14 protein-coding genes are annotated in these 16,980 nt (G+C 47.1%); 4 read left to right on the top strand and 10 right to left on the bottom strand.

Features of this window, described 5'->3' with window-relative positions; genetic code table 11:
- Positions 1-296: 296 nt before the first annotated feature.
- Both ACTQ3V_RS13695 and ACTQ3V_RS13700 read right to left on the bottom strand, forming a co-directional pair.
- Complete coding sequence (locus ACTQ3V_RS13695; protein WP_441468015.1) at positions 297-593, bottom strand: helix-turn-helix domain-containing protein; 297 nt, start codon at positions 591-593, stop codon at positions 297-299.
- 639 nt (positions 594-1,232) lie between these two features.
- Entirely contained in the window at positions 1,233-2,255 is a 1,023-nt protein-coding gene (locus ACTQ3V_RS13700) for a tyrosine recombinase XerC (RefSeq protein WP_441468016.1), read from the bottom strand.
- 136 nt (positions 2,256-2,391) lie between these two features.
- Here ACTQ3V_RS13700 and ACTQ3V_RS13705 point away from each other — a divergent pair, with 136 nt between their 5' ends.
- Entirely contained in the window at positions 2,392-2,907 is a 516-nt protein-coding gene (locus ACTQ3V_RS13705) for an O-acetyl-ADP-ribose deacetylase (RefSeq protein WP_441468017.1), read from the top strand.
- 1 nt (position 2,908) lies between these two features.
- On the top strand, positions 2,909-3,907 hold the full coding sequence (locus tag ACTQ3V_RS13710) for a helix-turn-helix transcriptional regulator (protein WP_441468018.1): 999 nt from the start codon (positions 2,909-2,911) through the stop codon (positions 3,905-3,907).
- A gap of 225 nt (positions 3,908-4,132) precedes the next feature.
- Here ACTQ3V_RS13710 and ACTQ3V_RS13715 read toward each other — a convergent pair whose 3' ends face one another.
- The 3 genes from ACTQ3V_RS13715 to metF are packed head-to-tail and all read right to left on the bottom strand — an operon-like array spanning position 4,133 to position 8,012.
- Entirely contained in the window at positions 4,133-6,505 is a 2,373-nt protein-coding gene (locus ACTQ3V_RS13715) for a homocysteine S-methyltransferase family protein (RefSeq protein WP_441468019.1), read from the bottom strand.
- 2 nt (positions 6,506-6,507) lie between these two features.
- Positions 6,508-7,155, bottom strand: a complete 648-nt coding sequence (locus ACTQ3V_RS13720; RefSeq protein WP_441468020.1) for a vitamin B12 dependent-methionine synthase activation domain-containing protein — start codon at positions 7,153-7,155, stop codon at positions 6,508-6,510.
- Positions 7,152-8,012, bottom strand: coding sequence for a methylenetetrahydrofolate reductase [NAD(P)H] (metF, locus tag ACTQ3V_RS13725; RefSeq protein WP_441468021.1), 861 nt, complete (start codon positions 8,010-8,012; stop codon positions 7,152-7,154). The genes ACTQ3V_RS13720 and metF overlap by 4 nt, the downstream gene beginning before the upstream one ends.
- 95 nt (positions 8,013-8,107) lie before the next feature.
- On the opposite strand from metF, the gene ACTQ3V_RS13730 reads away from it, so the two are divergent.
- Positions 8,108-9,022 (top strand): radical SAM protein, encoded by a 915-nt coding sequence (locus ACTQ3V_RS13730; protein WP_441468022.1) that lies wholly within the window; start codon positions 8,108-8,110, stop codon positions 9,020-9,022.
- Positions 9,019-9,801, top strand: a complete 783-nt coding sequence (gene thiD / locus ACTQ3V_RS13735) for a bifunctional hydroxymethylpyrimidine kinase/phosphomethylpyrimidine kinase (protein WP_441468023.1) — start codon at positions 9,019-9,021, stop codon at positions 9,799-9,801. Before ACTQ3V_RS13730 ends, thiD begins: the two co-directional genes overlap by 4 nt.
- Before the next feature lie 124 nt (positions 9,802-9,925).
- Here the strand turns inward: thiD and ACTQ3V_RS13740 are convergent, their stop codons facing one another.
- From ACTQ3V_RS13740 to ACTQ3V_RS13760, 5 genes are all read right to left on the bottom strand, one after another.
- A complete protein-coding gene (locus ACTQ3V_RS13740) occupies positions 9,926-12,199 on the bottom strand; it encodes an S-layer homology domain-containing protein (RefSeq protein ID WP_441468024.1) in 2,274 nt (757 codons plus the stop codon).
- 16 nt (positions 12,200-12,215) lie between these two features.
- Positions 12,216-13,466 carry an ABC transporter permease gene (locus ACTQ3V_RS13745; RefSeq protein ID WP_441468025.1) on the bottom strand — a complete coding sequence of 417 codons (1,251 nt, stop codon included), beginning with the start codon at positions 13,464-13,466 and terminating at the stop codon, positions 12,216-12,218.
- Positions 13,463-14,221: an ABC transporter ATP-binding protein gene (locus ACTQ3V_RS13750; protein ID WP_441468026.1), complete on the bottom strand. Its 759-nt coding sequence runs from the start codon at positions 14,219-14,221 to the stop codon at positions 13,463-13,465. The genes ACTQ3V_RS13745 and ACTQ3V_RS13750 overlap by 4 nt, the downstream gene beginning before the upstream one ends.
- A gap of 10 nt (positions 14,222-14,231) precedes the next feature.
- Complete coding sequence (locus ACTQ3V_RS13755) at positions 14,232-16,166, bottom strand: efflux RND transporter periplasmic adaptor subunit (protein ID WP_441468027.1); 1,935 nt, start codon at positions 16,164-16,166, stop codon at positions 14,232-14,234.
- Positions 16,167-16,263: 97 nt separating this feature from the next.
- On the bottom strand, positions 16,264-16,779 hold the full coding sequence (locus tag ACTQ3V_RS13760) for a hypothetical protein (RefSeq protein ID WP_441468028.1): 516 nt from the start codon (positions 16,777-16,779) through the stop codon (positions 16,264-16,266).
- Positions 16,780-16,980: the final 201 nt, after the last annotated feature.

Genomic DNA, 16,980 nt, shown 5'->3' on the forward strand with positions numbered 1-16,980 from the left:
GTACCTGCGCCAGTTCATCACTAAGCGCAGACATTGTCATCTGTTTATCCATGTTTTTATTATATCATGTCGGGCTGTATCACGCTTACTTTTTTGTGCGGTGTTGCCTTAGATAGTCTCAAACAGATCGCAAAACTGAATATCATGTTCGCTTTGGCGAATCTGATCTTGGCTGTCACGCCTTGCCTGACGGCTTGAGTCAGCGCGCCTTCTGTGACATTGTGCGATCAAACCGTTCTGCTCATGGCAATTTGCCAGCAGGACGGTCTTTTTTGTACTCATCATGCGGTGTTGCCTTAGGTAAGCGTTTTCCGCACGCAGCCGTTGAACCTCGGCGAGCATATCCTCTTGCACCTTACTTGGCAACTGTTTCGGTTTACAGCATCTACTGCACCCCCGACGCTCAATTCTGCCCCTTCTTCCTGGTAAATCCGCTCCCAGCTTTGAATACGGCCATGCCCTTGAACTTCGTAAATCCTGGCAGCTTCCTGATAGCTGAGACCATCTTGTATCACGGCCTTAACAACTTGTTTCTTGCATTCTGCTGTATAACGTTTGTTTGGTATCTCTTTTTGGCGTAGTAAAGCCCCCACTTGTTAGTCAGTATATCTACGGTCTAACAAATGGAGGCAGTTTACCGCGAATGACGGGAATAGTTGTAATACAAAAGTGCGTCTCACCCATCTTTGTCTCAATCCCTGCTTCGATTTCGGTAATCACAGAATCTAATTCTCGGATGAGACGGATGGTATGCTGTATTTCCAGAGATTTAGCAGACATTTTGGAGCCAATGCAATTTCTGGTTGCGTCATGTATATGTTGCGCCCATAACGTCCTTTGGACTCTCCCTGCAAAAGACGTTGATGTCAAATGAGCTCCTCAGCAATTTTATTTGCATCTGGCAGTTCCTCCAGAAGATCGTAAGCAGTTACCAAATGAACGAAAGATGCCAGTTTTTCCAACTCCGGGAACACAATACAAGCCAGTCTGGAGAGAAGATTTCTCAGCTTGACACGTTCTTTTACCTTGCCAAAACGGTATCAATTGTAATGCTATATCCACAGAATACCTTAACTTTTGTAGCCTTGTTCCGCACAAATTGTCTGGGGCATTTAACTGATTAACAAAAGTGTAAGGGGCTGTGGTAGACACCCTTTATGAACCATCTTATAGTGTGAGCTGCCAACCAATACGCGGCATCTCTGACAGTATAGCCTTTTTCATCAGATACATTAGTGTTTACTGTCTTGTGGTTTCACCGTCGCCAAAGGATTTTTGGCAGCTGCTTCCCGCAAACTGTTATCTTCAATATGCGTGTAAATCATTGTGGTATTGACACTTGTATGACCCAAAATATTTTGCAAGGTACGGATATCCACACCGTTTTGATACATCAGTGTCGCAGCCGTGTGCCGCAGCTTATGCGCAGAATATTTCTGCGTATCTAACCCTGCCTCTTGCAAATGCTTTTTAACCAGCCATTTGACTGTTTGTACATTGATGCGATTGCGGTTTCTACTAATAAACAGTGCATTTTTATCTCGTTCACGCGGAGCAAGCCGTTTCGGTAAGTAACGCTCCAGCGCCAATTTACAGGCGTCATTAAGATAAACCGTACGTTCTTTATTACCCTTGCCCAACACCCGCACCGTGTCGCCCTGAAAATCTGTCAAATTGAGTCCAACCAATTCGGAAACCCGTAATCCGCAATTAAGAAATAGTGTCAAAATGCAAAAGTCACGTTCAGCATATTCCCCCTGCACGGATTCCAGTAAGCGTACGCTGTCATCTGTTGTTAAATAGACCGGCAGAGTTTTGCGAATTGTCGGAGATTCCAAATTGCTGACCGGATTATGCTCTAGCGCATGTCGTTTATCTGTAAGATAGCGAAAGAATGCGCGAATCGCAGATACCTTACGTGCCCGGGACGTCCCACTTAGTCCATACTCGGTAAAAGAGCTGTTTTGCTGTGTAGGTCGTTCACCAGACATATACTCCAGATAATCGTACGCATCCGATAAGGTAACCTGCTCCAGAAACGCAATATCAATATCTTCAATCGGAATCTGATCGAGCGGCATATCATTCGCTACAACCCCTTTATTGTGCTTGAGCACACGGAAAAATAGCCGTAAATCCAAATAATACTCATGCGCCGTTTTGGCGGACTTCCCTTGAATCGTCGAAATATAGGTCAAAAAATCCTTGAGCACGCGAGGTGCATCCGCGGCATATTGCGACATTGGTTTTTCCATCGCGCTGCCTCCTTGGTTTTCTTACTATTATGTATATATTTATTATAGCCTATTGGTCGCAAACCGTCAAACTTGCATTTTTCCTGCACAAGATATATAATAAGTCCAATAAACCACCCTGAAAGAAGGTTTTTAAATGGAACGTTTACAAATCATCCAAGGAGATATCACGAAATGCCAAACCGATGCCATTGTAAACGCTGCAAACACATCCCTGCTTGGCGGCGGCGGTGTAGATGGTGCAATCCATAGGGCTGCCGGACCAGAGCTTCTGGTAGAGTGCCAGATGCTCGGTGGTTGTCCGACAGGAGAGGCGAAGGTAACCAAAGCATACCATCTCCCCTGCCACTATGTCATTCACACACCGGGTCCAATCTGGCGCGGCGGTAAGACAAACGAAGACCTACTGCTGGCATCCTGCTACCGCAATTCTCTGACACAGGCCTCTATACTGGGCTGCAAAACCGTTGCGTTTCCTTCGATCAGTACCGGCGTTTATCACTTCCCATTGGATCGAGCAGCACGCATCGCCATAACCACCATACGCGAATATCTGCAAACGCATAACGAAATTACCTGTGTAACCATGGTATGTTTTGATAGCGCTACTTTAGCTGCGTATCAACAAGCACTTGCGGAAATGGAGCAGTAGTATGGCCAAAAATCCAAACCAAAAATTAAAACTCCTCTATTTACATCAAATTTTATTGCAACAAACCGATGAGGAGCACAAACTTAGCATGGAGGAAATCCTACGCGCACTTGCGCATTATGGCATCGAGGCTGAACGCAAAAGCATCTACTCAGATATCGCAGCTCTACAGGATTTTGGACTGGATATTATATTGCAGCGCGGTCCCGGTGGTGGATACTATGTTGCCTCACGCGATTTTGAGCTGCCCGAACTCAAACTGTTGGTAGATGCCATCCAGTGCTCTCGATTCATTACGGAGAAAAAATCCGATGAATTGATCCACAAAATCGAATCCCTTGCCAGTGAACCGCAAGCACGCGTTTTGCAGCGTCAGGTCTACATTGCTGACCGAATCAAGACAATGAACGAGAGTATTTATTATAATATTGATACACTTCATGCTGCAATATCAGCTGGTGTGCAGATCACATTTCAATATTTTGAATGGGTACTCAATTTCAGAGCGCATGAGAGGATTCAAAAGCGCTATCGCCATAATGGGGCACAATATCAGGTCAGCCCATGGGCATTAACTTGGGATGACGAAAACTATTACATGATTGCTTATGAACCAATATCAGGTTCTATCCGTCATTACCGTGTGGACAAGATGGAGCATATCGCATTGACTGATGAGCCGCGCGAAGGGCAACGTCTATTCCATGATCGTTTCAACCCTGCCGATTACTCCCGCAAGGTTTTTGGCATGTTCTCCGGTGAGGAAAAAATCGTGCGCCTGCGATGTGAAAACCGGTTTATTGGTGTTCTGCGCGACCGTTTTGGCTCAGAACTCATGGTACAGCCCTTAGAGGATGGATATTTTGCAGTCAATGTGACAGTTGCAGTCAGCCCGCAATTTTTCTCATGGGTATTTGGTTTGGGCGGCGGTGTGCAAATTATGGAGCCCCAAGATGTACGTCAACAATTTCAGCAGCAATTGAGGCAGCTTCTTGATTAAGTCCGTTTTATCGTACTCTTCCTTTGATATACTATATACATCAAAGGAAAGGAGAATCGCGATGGACTACTCGATGGAATATGTGAACGGACATATTGAGGTATATGATGAGAACGGCGAGTTTCTATTTTCCGCCGATAATAAGCAGGAAGCACTCAGCGAACTTGCCGCTGCTGCATGAACAAATATACAACAGGGCTATGGGAATTCCCACAGCCCTGCTTTTTATGCTCCAAACACCTGTTCAGCAAAGTGAACGGTTGCCATCGCATCGCGCGCATAACAATCCGCCCCAATAGAATCTGCATATTCCTGTGTTAGCACCGCACCGCCAACTACAATTTTGGTATCCGGCTTCTCTGAACGAAGCAACCGAATAGTCTGCTCCATGCTGACAACAGTTGTCGTCATCAAGGCGCTTAACCCTACCAGTTGAATGTTCTCTTGCTTTGCCGTATGTACGATCAACGCAGGGTCGACATCTTTTCCAAGGTCAATCACCTGATAGCCGTAGTTTTCCAACAGCACCTTCACAATGTTCTTGCCGATATCATGGATATCACCCTTTACTGTCGCAAGAATGATCTTTCCACGAGTCTGCTGAGGTGCGCCACGCATCGCATCTTTGACTACTTCAAATGCCGCTTTGGCAGCCTCCGCGCTCATCAATAACTGCGGAAGAAAAATTGTTCCTTTCTCAAACCCCTTGCCAACGCGGTCCAGCGCGGGTATCAGCTCGGTATTGACAATTTCAAGTGGTTCAGCTTTCTCAAGCGCCTCACGAGTTGCCTGTGTGGCGCGCTCACTTAAGCCACGCTCAATGCTCTCCCCCAGCGTCATTGCAGCACCGCCCGATGTACTTTGCGGCATCGCTGCCGGCTGGTTACCATAAGCCGCAATATACTCACTGCACTGCACATCCTGATCGGTCAGTGCAAGAAATGCACGATAAGAGCGCATCATGGCATCGGCATTTGGATTGATGATTGCACAGGATAACCCGTTTTGCAATGCCATCGTAAAGAAGTTGGCATTGATAATTTCACGCTGCGGCAAGCCGAAAGAAATATTCGATACGCCTAAAATGGTATGCCCGTCCAACTCATCTCGTATCCGTCGCAGCGTTTCCAGCGTAGCAAGTGCCGATTTGCTGTCTGACGAAATTGTCATCGCAAGCCCATCAATCACAATATCATCACGCGAAATACCGTATGTTTCCGCCGTTTCATAAATTTTTCGGGCGATTTGCACACGACCTTCCGCCGTGTCCGGAATACCATTCTCGTCCAGTGTCAGTCCGACAACCACGCCACCGTACTTTTTTATCAGCGGAAAAACGGCCTGCATGCTCTCCATTTTACCGTTGACTGAGTTAATCATAGGTTTACCATTATACAACCGCATGCCGCGTTCCATTGCCTCTGTATTGGAGGTATCAATTTGCAACGGAAGCGCCAACACACTTTGTAGACGAGACACAACAGATGCCATCATCTCCGGCTCATCAATCTCGGGCAGACCGACATTTACATCCAGAATATGTGCGCCGCTGTCCTCCTGCGCGAGGCCTTCAGCCAGAATATATTCAATGTTATTGTCACGCAAGGCCGCTTTAAATTTACTCTTACCCGTCGGATTGATGCGTTCTCCAATAATCACCGGTTTTTTCCCAATCTCTACTGCTTGTGAAAAGGAGGATACAACCGAACGGTGCTTCTGGATAACCGGCATCATAGGCTTGCCCTTACAGATTTCGATCATGCGGCGAATATGGTCCGGCGTTGTACCACAGCAGCCGCCTATCACCTGTACCCCCATATCCGCAATCTCTGCCATCAGCTGCGCAAACCCATGTGCATCAATATCAAAAACAGTTTTTCCATTTTCACTGCGAGGCAAGCCCGCGTTCGGATTGACAATGATCGGCAACGAGCTAACCTGCGTCAAGCGTTGCACAATTGGTTTCATCTGTTCCGGTCCCAGTCCGCAGTTGACGCCCAGTGCATCCACGCGCAGACCCTCCAGCATTGCCACCACCGAGTCCACCGTACCGCCGGTCAGCATCTTCCCTTTTTCATCAAAGATCATGGTGACGAACACCGGAAGGTCGCAATTTTCCTTGGCCGCCAGCACAGCGGCTTTCGCCTCATAGCTGTCGCTCATGGTCTCAATCAGAACCAGATCCGCACCCGCTGCCGCACCGATACGAACCACTTCACCGAACAGCTCAACCGCACGCTCAAACGGTAAATCCCCCATCGGTTGCAGCAGACGGCCAGTCGGTCCTATGTCCAGCGCGATAAAAGCATCGCTCCGTCCGGACATTGCCCGCGCCTTTTTTGCATGCGCAACGGCCGCCTCTACAATATCACGCAAATTATCCGGATATTTCAGCGCATTGGCTCCGAAGGTATTGGTATTGATAATGTCGCTTCCGGCCTCCAGATAGCCACAGTGCAGCGACACAATCTCTTCCGGATGTGTCAGATTCCAAGTCTCCGGCAACTCTCCCGCTGCAAGACCATGCTCTTGCAAAATCGTGCCGGTGCCGCCGTCGAAAAACAGCCATTCCCGGCCCAGCTTCTCCTTTATATTCATCTTTATCTCCTAAATGCACAATCGGTTTTTTCGCATTCCTCACAGCCCTTTCGATGACAGGGCTGCGGCGAGTTAGACAGGCCTATGACTGCCGTTACAGACTTAATGGGTGCGAGCAAGCAGCTCTCAGTGACAGTTAAGCCAATTTTTCTTGGTGTATCCAGCAGACGGCTGAAATCCCGCTGATGCTCAATTTGAAAATCACCGTATCCGGGGCTGAATCGCGGACGACAATACAATCCAACGCGCTCCGCTTCCTGCCGCAATGTGTCGTTTACCTCATCGCAATAGGCTTCGATCATAGCTGCCGCAATCGCCTGGTAAATTACCGCATCACTCATCCGAACTGCACTCGCGCGAGAAATCAGCCGATCCACACCAATGCCCAGCGTTGCCGCCATCAAATAAACACTGGTACAGCCTTTGAGTGTGCGTGATAAGTTCTTACTGCGAATGAATACATCCGCCAATTTGAGTGTGCCCTCCACCGGATGCTCCAGCGGAAACGCCTGAAAAACCGATTTGGGTGCTACCACATTCTGTAGTTCCTCTGCACATCGGTCAAGGCTCTGCTGCACAGCCTCATCCGGCTGCGCATGATTACGATATCCCAAATATCTCAGCGCTTCGCTGCGGTCAAATTCAATCATTTTAGTATCTCCGACAGACTGGACTGAATACCAGCTGCAACTTCCGGCTTGTTCATTGAATACACATGAATGTGATTGACACCATTTGCAATCAAATCGATAATCTGTTCGGTCGCATAAATGACGCCGGCCTGCTTCATCGCATCCGGATTATCGCCAAAGCGATCGACAATCGCTTTAAAACGCTCGGGCAGATAGGTTCCCGACATTGATGTGATGCGTTTAATCTGCTTGACATTGGTTACTGGCATGATTCCCGCAATAACCGGCACGGTAATGCCTTTTTCTCGAATGCGATATAGGAAATTATACAGAATGTTATTATCAAAGAACATTTGCGTGGTCAGAAATTCGCATCCGGCATCCACTTTCTCCTTCAAATGCAGAATATCCTCTGTTTTATTGGCTGCCTCTACATGTCCTTCAGGATAACATGCGCCCCCAACGCAAAAATCTCCTTGCGATTTGATATCACGCACCAGCTCTGCCGCGTAATGATACTCATTTTCCGGTGCACCACCTGCCGGAATATCGCCGCGTAGTGCAAGCACGTTTTCAATGCCTTGCAGCTTGAACTTCTCCAGCATAGCAGATACATGCTGCCGCGTAGAGGAGACACATGTCAGGTGAGTAAGTACATTCACTCCATATCGCTTATGAAGATCTGCCGCAATCTGCACCGTATGTTCGCTGGTGCCGCCGCCGGCGCCATAAGTAACACTCATAAAATCCGGACGCAATGCTGCAATTTCCTGCGTTGCGCGTGCAACCGATTCATAGCTGCTGCTGGTTTTGGGCGGGAATACTTCAAACGATAGCGTAACTTTATCCTGCTTCAAAATATCTAAAATCTTCATAACGCATATCTCCTGTATTTCTTTTCAAATAGTATATCACAAATCCTACCTTTATTTCCAGCCTTAAATACGCTATAATAAATTTGATCGGAGGGATGAAAGTGACGGGTCTGCTAAAGAGCTGCAAGCTTTGCCCACGTGCATGCGGTGCGGACCGCACACGCACACATGGATTATGCGGTGCTAACGACCAAATAGAAGCGGCACGTGCCAGCCTGCACCAATGGGAGGAGCCGCCAATTTCTGGTGGACGCGGTTCCGGCACAGTATTCTTTTCACACTGTTCTCTCGGATGTGTATTCTGCCAAAACCGCCATATCAGTCGGCGAGATGGCTTTGGAAAGCCCCTCTCCCCTCAAAAACTTGCACAAACCTTCCTGTCACTGGAACGCAGAGGCGCACACAACATTAATCTCGTTACCGGCGCGCATTATGTTCCACAGATCATTCAAGCATTATCACTTGCCCGTAGCAGCGGACTGCATCTGCCCGTCGTATATAATTCCAGCGGCTATGAATGTGTAGAAACCCTTCGCTTGCTGGAAGGATATGTAGACATCTATCTACCAGACTATAAATATTACAGCAGCTATTACGCTTCTCTCTATTCTCGTGCGAAAGATTATCGAGAGATTGCTGTTGCAGCCATTGCCGAAATGGTGCGACAAACCGGCACACCACAATTTGATGATGATGGACTATTGACACGTGGGACGATTATCCGTCATCTGATGCTGCCGGGCCTTGCCGGCGACACCGCACAGGTGCTGCGCGATATTGCCGCCCGTTTTGGGGATATCGCATTGGTGAGTCTGATGCGCCAATATACGCCATTTGACATGCAGGAATGGCCGGAGCTCGACCGAACGATTACAGACAACGAATACGCAGATGCTTGTGAATTATTTCATTCTTTGGGACTCGGTGGTTTTTTCCAGCACGCAGAATCCATTAGTAAAAGTTTCATTCCCGCATTTGATGGGGCAGGATTGGAGGATTGCATATCATGAAAACCGTTCTTTCGATTGCCGGGACCGACCCGACCGGCGGCGCAGGAATTCAAGCAGATCTAAAAACAATAGAAGCGCACGGCCTCTTCGGTATGAGTGTTATTACGGTCGTGATTGCCCAAAATACGACCGGAGTTTTTGGAATGCAGCCGGTTTCCGCTTCTTTGGTAGCGAAACAAATTGACTGCGTATTTAATGATATACGTCCGGATGCAGTCAAATTAGGCATGCTGTATGATGCGGAAATTATTCATGTCACTGCAGATCGGCTGCGTGCACATCATGCGCAAAACATTGTTCTCGATCCTGTTATGATGTCCTCCAGCGGACATGATCTGCTTCGTCCGGATGCCGCCAAGGCTCTTATCGAAGAGATTTTCCCGCTTTGCACACTTGTCACACCCAACTTGGCCGAAGCCGCAGCACTTTCCGGTTCCTATATTTCAACAAAAGCGCAAATGGAACAGGCTGCACAACAAATTTCAGAAACAACAGGTGGTTCGGTACTCGTGAAAGGCGGGCATTTATCAGATTGTGCAGATGACCTTCTCTTCACGGACGGTCAAAAGCTTTGGCTCCCTGCCACACGTATCAACAATCCGAACACGCACGGTACCGGCTGCACACTCTCGTCCGCCATCGCCTGCGGACTTGCACAAGGTATTTCACTGACCGGGAGCGTTAAGCGTGCAAAACGTTATCTAACTGCTTGTATTCAGTATGGTCTTGATCTGGGACACGGCTCCGGACCACTGCAGCACAGGGTGGAGTGGGAATAACTTTTATGCTTTTCACAAGTGACATAAAAAAGTCCGGCTTACGCCGGACTTTTTTCTACCTCTTTTTTATTCGCCGATTTGACACCGCAAACAATGCTGTTCTGCAACATCTTTTCGACATGTTTTAAGATGCAAAGATCATACGAATCTTACCATTTCCTTCAGAAGATTTATTTGCATACAATCGGAAGGTTGTATAATTGGCTCTTGCATCTTGCAAAGACACAAATTCATTCCGCGAGGAAATATACACTCCAATGTTGCTCGTCAGCTCACAATATCCATCCTTTGTTTTCACACCGGATGAACCATCAAAGGCTGCAAGATCCACCGTGTCTATTAATTCCAGCTTCTGCGTTGCAAGTGAATAATTTACTACGTTTTCATTGACAGAGTACCCTTTCGGTATGCCAACCGGAACACCACTTGACACTCCCACCAATGCCAGCACTCGATAAACTGCTTCAGCACTGCTGGAACCATTCCAATATTTGAGTCTCACAAAATGTATTTCCGATTCATCATTTACACGATTTTCACCATAGGCAATACCGTACATCCAACTTTCGCCCGTAACATCGCCAAGAATAATATTTGTCACAGTCCCAGCACTATCCGTAACTGTATAACGAATTTGCCCGGAAGAAACTGTCGATGATGCGATATCCGTGGTCTTAATCGCGTTTAGCGGGGCGCCGGTAAGTACTTCCTCATATACTTTCACTTTGGGAGACACCGTACGGTCACCCAATTTTCCATCTGCAACGGACCATGTACCGGACACCTTATTCGTTAGAGTACTCTTACTTAGAGATACCTTCCCATCAGTGGATTGCCCAACCACAACAACACGCCCCAGCATGCTGCTTAACTCATCAGTGTCTACAGTTATATCCTGCAATGTAAGCCCATTAAACAACGCAACAGTGGCTGTAGCACCATCCTTCACATCGGTCACAATACCCTGCATATCTGCGCTTATTGCACTTCTCGGATAAGCGGCTGCAATATTTCCATCTGCATCAAACAGCAGCGTGACGATGTCCTTCAGCTTGATATTGGCAAAGGACGCAGCCGCACGATCCGAAATCGAATAATTCTTACCATACATAGTGACCATTTGGGGATAGCTGAATGTAGGCGAACCATTTTGATATTGACCGCTGAGCTTTACATCCGAGACAAGCGCTTGCTTGTTCGCCGCATCCAGCGTAACCACATCATATTTTTTCAACTTAGTGCGGTCTACCACCGTACCATTCTTGACAATTTTATATTCATTTGGAATGTTAATAGAGGTAGAAACCCCATATACAAAGGAGTCGCCGCCCGAAGAAGATACATGAGGCAGAACCGCTATCAAAGCCAGAGCACCGTACTCGTTATAATAGTAATGCAAAGTGTCTCCTGCTTGAATAGTAGACCACATTTCTGCAAATGTCCCTAATTTTCTGCCTTCTCTGGACACATACACATTAGTATCCCGATCGGGACGCAAGGTTTGCAGCTCGGTTTGGATACTATCAGCAGCCACATCAGTTACCGTATAGGTTTCTACTCGATTGTTGTTGGGAATGATTCCTACAGCAGCCTTCTCGCCCTCTTTGCTGATAACAATCGTGCCGTATACACCAATCAGGCTGTTATCCAATGTGCCTGCGGTTTTTCTCGGCGTTTCAATGACTGCCCCGCCTTCATAAAAAACAGCTTCGTTTTCTGCCAATGAACTATCTGTAGCGCTTGTCTCCAGCAAAATACTGTCTTTGATCGTTGCAGAAGCCACTCGCTCCAGCAAAAGACCGCCTTCGCTTCCCTTCATCGACGCACCCAAGGTGTTAAGCAGCATAATGGCCGCATCCGCACGCGTTACCGTATCCTTAGCATCAGATAACGGCACATCCTTGGTAAGTCCGAGTGATTTAGCACGTGCAATGTAATCGGCAGGCCAGAACGGACCAATATCTTTTTCTGTGTATCCCAGCATGCGGAGCAGCATTGTGCATACTTCTCCGTAATTTACAACCTTATCCGGTCCGAATGTGCCATCTGCATAGCCACGAATAATGGCCTGAGCTTTCAAATCCGGATGTCGAACTGCAGCATTGATATACTGCGCTGCCCAATGTGTATTTTTTACATCTGGGAAAATTGTGTAACTTCCATATGCGCTGACATCCGAAAAGCCCAATGCCGTAACTGCCAGCTTGCAAAACTGGGCACGTGTCAGCGAACTATTTGGATCAAAGCGATTACTCCCCACGCCTTGCATGATCCCAAGAGCATCCAATACCGAAGCCGTCTGTGCCAATTTGCTGTCAGAGATATCGGAAAAGGCAGCAGAGACGGGAGAAAAAACAAATATAACAACAAGAAGAATACTTATAATTTTTCTTTTCATGTTCGCTCACCTCGCTTTATTGCGTACGCAGCGCATCAACTGGCTGCAAATTAGAAGCCTTATTGGCAGGATAAAGCCCGAAAACAATACCTATCAGTGCAGAAAACAAAAACGCACCAAGGATTAGTCCCAGCGACGGTAAGACCGTGAACTGCTCTATAGTTGGCATATAACTTCTTGACATCTGCTGCACCAATAACAGATTACCCAATATGGCGGACAAAAAGCATCCCAACACAATGCCAATAATGCCACCAAAGCATGATACAACTGCAGCTTCTACCAAAAATTGACCAATAATATCGCGCTTTCGTGCGCCAATTGCCATACGAATGCCAATTTCCCGCGTGCGTTCCGTCACAGAAACCAGCATGATATTCATAATGCCAATACCGCCTACCAGTAGAGAGATACCGGCAATGCCGCCACCAAGCAGTGCAAACATATTCGCTGAAGCCTCAGACTGCTCCTGCCACTGGCTGTTGGAATATGAACTAAAATATCCTCCGTTAGATTCGCAACGACTCTGCATAAAACCAGGCAACAATGTATCCGTCAGTTCTGAGATATCATTCTTGCTCGCCGCCTTAATGACATATTGCTTATCCGACATACCGCTCATGCTCATCATGCTGCTCTGCAGTGTATAAGGAAAAACAATCAACTGATCTTCGGTGTTGAGTTTCCCTTCATACTTGCCGGCATAGACACCCACCACTTCAAAGCTTTTGCCGCCAACTCTCAGTTTTTGCCCCAGCGGACTCATTGCACCAAAAAAGTACTTTTGCAGCGTCTCGCCAATGACACATACGCGCGCTCTGCTGTCGCAATCATCTTTAGAAAGGTCACGCCCGATGGCAATATTGCGACTCGTGACCTCGCCATAATCCTGATTGCCAAAATACATATAGGTCATGCCATTTTCATTGGTTAGTTTTTGGCGACGATATTGGATGCCATCACTCTGCCAATCATAATATTGGCTTTGCGGCGACCAGGCAACCACCTTATCTGCAAGTTCTGTATCTAAATACTCCTCAAACTCCTGCCAATCCCGGCTTTTAGCTCCGTAGCCATAGACATCAATGCGGTTCACACCCATCGCTTCATATTGCAAACGCTGCAGTTTGGTACCGCCTTGGATATAGGCTACAATCGCAATAACCGAAGCCACACCGATAATGATACCAAGCATGGTCAGGATGGAACGAACCTTGTTATTCATGATAGATTTAAATGCCATTCGAACGGTTTGCAGCCAATTCATACATCCAATCCTCCTTCCGAGGGAGCATCAGAAATAATATGTCCATCTTGAATTGTGACAATCCGCTTTGCCATTTGTGCCAAATGATTATCATGTGTAATCAGGATAATAGATGTTCCCTGTGCATTTAATGTGGAAAGCTGACGCATGATTTCCAGACCCGAAGCAGAATCCAGATTACCTGTCGGCTCGTCAGCCATGATAATAGGGGGATTAGCTGCAACCGCACGTGCGATAGCAACACGCTGTTGCTGACCGCCAGACATTTCTCCCGGCCGATGATCCATTCGCTTTTCCAGACCAACCGAAATCAACGCATCAGTAGCCAATTGTCGGCGCTCTTCCCGACCCATACCGCGATAAATCAGCGGCAACTCAACGTTTTCTAAAGCAGTAAGCGCAGGAATCAAATTGAAACCCTGAAAAATAAAGCCAATCTCTCTGTTTCGAATACCGGAAAGCACGGATGGTTTCATGTCACTGACCGCCTGACCATTGAGAAAATATGTACCATAAGTTGGAATATCCAAACACCCGAGAATATTCATTAGAGTAGATTTTCCTGAGCCTGACTGTCCTAAAATACAGAGAAATTCTCCCCATTTTACCTCTAACGAAATATTATCCAAGGCGCGGACTTCATTTTCCCGGCCCTCATTATAAATTTTGCTCATCTGGCGGACATCGATCAACAGCTCGGTTGCTTCGGTTTCTTGTTTTGCAGCATCCAAGTGAGGCGCTTTTTTCAAAAACATAGCGCCCTCCTTATCCAACGGCGATGCCGACGCCGCCAGACTCCATGTCCATACTGGCATACATGTCCTGCGGCCCTGCAAGGAATACCGTTGTCCCTTCGTCAATACCCCAAAGAATCTCTGTATTGGTAGAATCCGCAATGCCTACCTCCACCGGTACCAGCACAAAACCTTCCGGTATCCCTTCTGTTCCCTCCGGGATCGGCAGGGTTTCGCTAAACGGAATTTCTTTTCCGTTCTCATCGGTAAGAGGCTTGGCAAAGACCGCAGATCCACTTTCCGTGTTCACAATAGCGCGCGACGGTACCATGAGACAATCCATGGATGATGCCGTTGTGATTTTGAAATCCACCATCATACCACTGTAAATAGATTGCCCCTCAATGGGATCAATTGCAATAACGGCACGGAAAGTCGGCATACTGCCCTGTCCACCGCCGCTGCTGTCCTGGTTTGGTTCCAATGCGACAGAATCCACTATACCGGTCAACGTCAACTGAGAATCATCATAAGTATACATGCTCATCGTAGCCGACTGACCAGGCTGCACAGCACCCACATCCGTTGACAGAATATCAGCGTTGACAACAATATCTTTGAGATCCGCCACTACGATCAACGCATCTGCCCCGCTTACGTCTTGGTCCGCTACCGCATTGACACTGACCACAACACCGTCAATAGGAGATTCAATTGTTGCATTGTCAATCAGCTTTTTCAGCTCTGTAATACGATCCTGCTTGTCCTGAACCAGTTTCTGTGCTGTAGTCACACCATTTTTTGCTGTGGTGACGCCATTTTGCGCATTCTTTACCTCATCCTGCGCCGAATCACTTGTCAAGCGCATAATGGTGGCGCCACTGCTATAGCTGTAATAATCAATGCCGTTCACTACACTGATCTCTCCGCCGACCTGCGCGGTGACTGCTTCTTCCCTACTATATTCCAGTGTACCAGACTCAGCCGGATAGACTTCTCCCGCACTGCCGGCTGAAATCGTTGCCGTAGCCACCATTCCTTTGGTCAAGGTTCCCGGATTCTGCATGGAAATCACAACGCGAAACATCTTTACGCCATCTGCGGAAATTTTTTCAGACTTTTCTACCGAAGAAACTGTTCCGGGCACTTCGCTCATTGCAGAAGGAATAGAGACAGTAGCAGACTGCCCACTTTGAATATCATTTATATACGAGGAGCTAAAGTACAGTGAAAGGGTCATTTTGCTGTCATCTACCATATGGCCGATGACTTCGCCTTCACTAATCTGCTGTCCCACACGGTAGGTTGTTGTATTCCCTTCGGAATCCGACACTGGAATAATCTTACCGGTAAACGGCGCAGTAACATTCAGTTTACCCAGTTTCTTCTGCGCTGTGTTTAATGTATTCTGGGCCTGTGTCACCTCAGCCTGAGCAGCCGTAACTGAACGTTGGGCTTCTGCCAATTCGTTCTGTGCGGTTTCCAATTCCTGACGGGTTTCCGTTGGATTAACCACGATCAGCTTATCACCCTTCTTGACCTCATCGCCCACTTCAACCAGAACCTCGGTTACCCTGCCTTTCAGATCACGACCGAGCTCCTCACGCTTTTTAGCCGCTGTAACGCCGCTGCCTTCAATATAAGTTTCCAGCATGCCTCGAGTGGCCTCAGCTGTTGTTTCCGCTTGCATTTCTTTACCTGTATTGCGGGTTTTCCATACCAGAAAAATGCCGGCAGCAAGCAGCAGAACAACTACCGCTATACCTATACCAATACGCACACCCTTACTGAAACGACTCTTTTTTTTGTTCATCTTATCAGCATATTTATTGCGTTTTGGTACAGTTAGGTTTTCTCCTTCCACCTTGCTCTCTACCTCGGATGATGCTATATTGCTGCCTGCTTTGGCAACATGCGCACCGCCCTTTGAGCCCGGCTGAGACTTTTGCTTATTTTCTTCGCTCATAACAGTATTCCTTTCCTTTCTCTATCCTAAATTGTATGTGTGGAAATCTTGCACAAAGAACCGATTCTATCCATTATCAGACCTTTTAGGCAACCAATTATGATTGCATAAGGCATTTGAAAAAAGAATACACCTTTTCCGGCAATTCCTCCAATGCACCGTCATTGACGAAGATGCCATCATATGTATAATTGGCGACATCATCATCCGAACGATTTCCCAGAGTGCCACGGGCCTGCTCCAGTGCTGGTCTTTGCACCAAAACAGTCTTGCAGTCCCCACTGACCGCTTCTCGAAAGCGAACAATTGCTTCCGGCTCCCGAATATGGACAAATAGGATTTCTGCATCACTTTGCACGAAATCCCGATACTGCTCCATACAATACCGGAATGGCAGATCGTTAAATTCTGTACAAATTTCCTTGAGTTGGGATAAAAAACGCCTTGCTTTCGGTGTCTTAACCCCATCCCATCCTGCTGAATGTGCTACTTGAAGAATTGGAGTAATGGAGGATATGTTTTTCACCTTCCAAAAAGCAGCTGCCATTTCACAAATCGTATCTTTTCCGACCCCGCCGCTGCCATTTATCACAAACACATGCTGATGCACCATGCCGTTCCTCCAACGCACATTTTAACTAATATAGTTTATCACAAGATATAACGCGTTGCAAGAGGTGAGCAATCATCATTGCGTCCCAACTTTGTAGGAGTACAATACATCTTGGACAGTTGAATAAAAAAGGGATGAAGGATAAGGCCTCATCGGTTAAAGTTGAGTTGCTACACTTAACTTGACGAGAGGGGGCCATAT

The sequence above is a fragment of the Candidatus Agathobaculum pullicola genome, assembly GCF_052117205.1.
Lineage (GTDB): Bacteria > Bacillota > Clostridia > Oscillospirales > Butyricicoccaceae > Agathobaculum > Agathobaculum pullicola.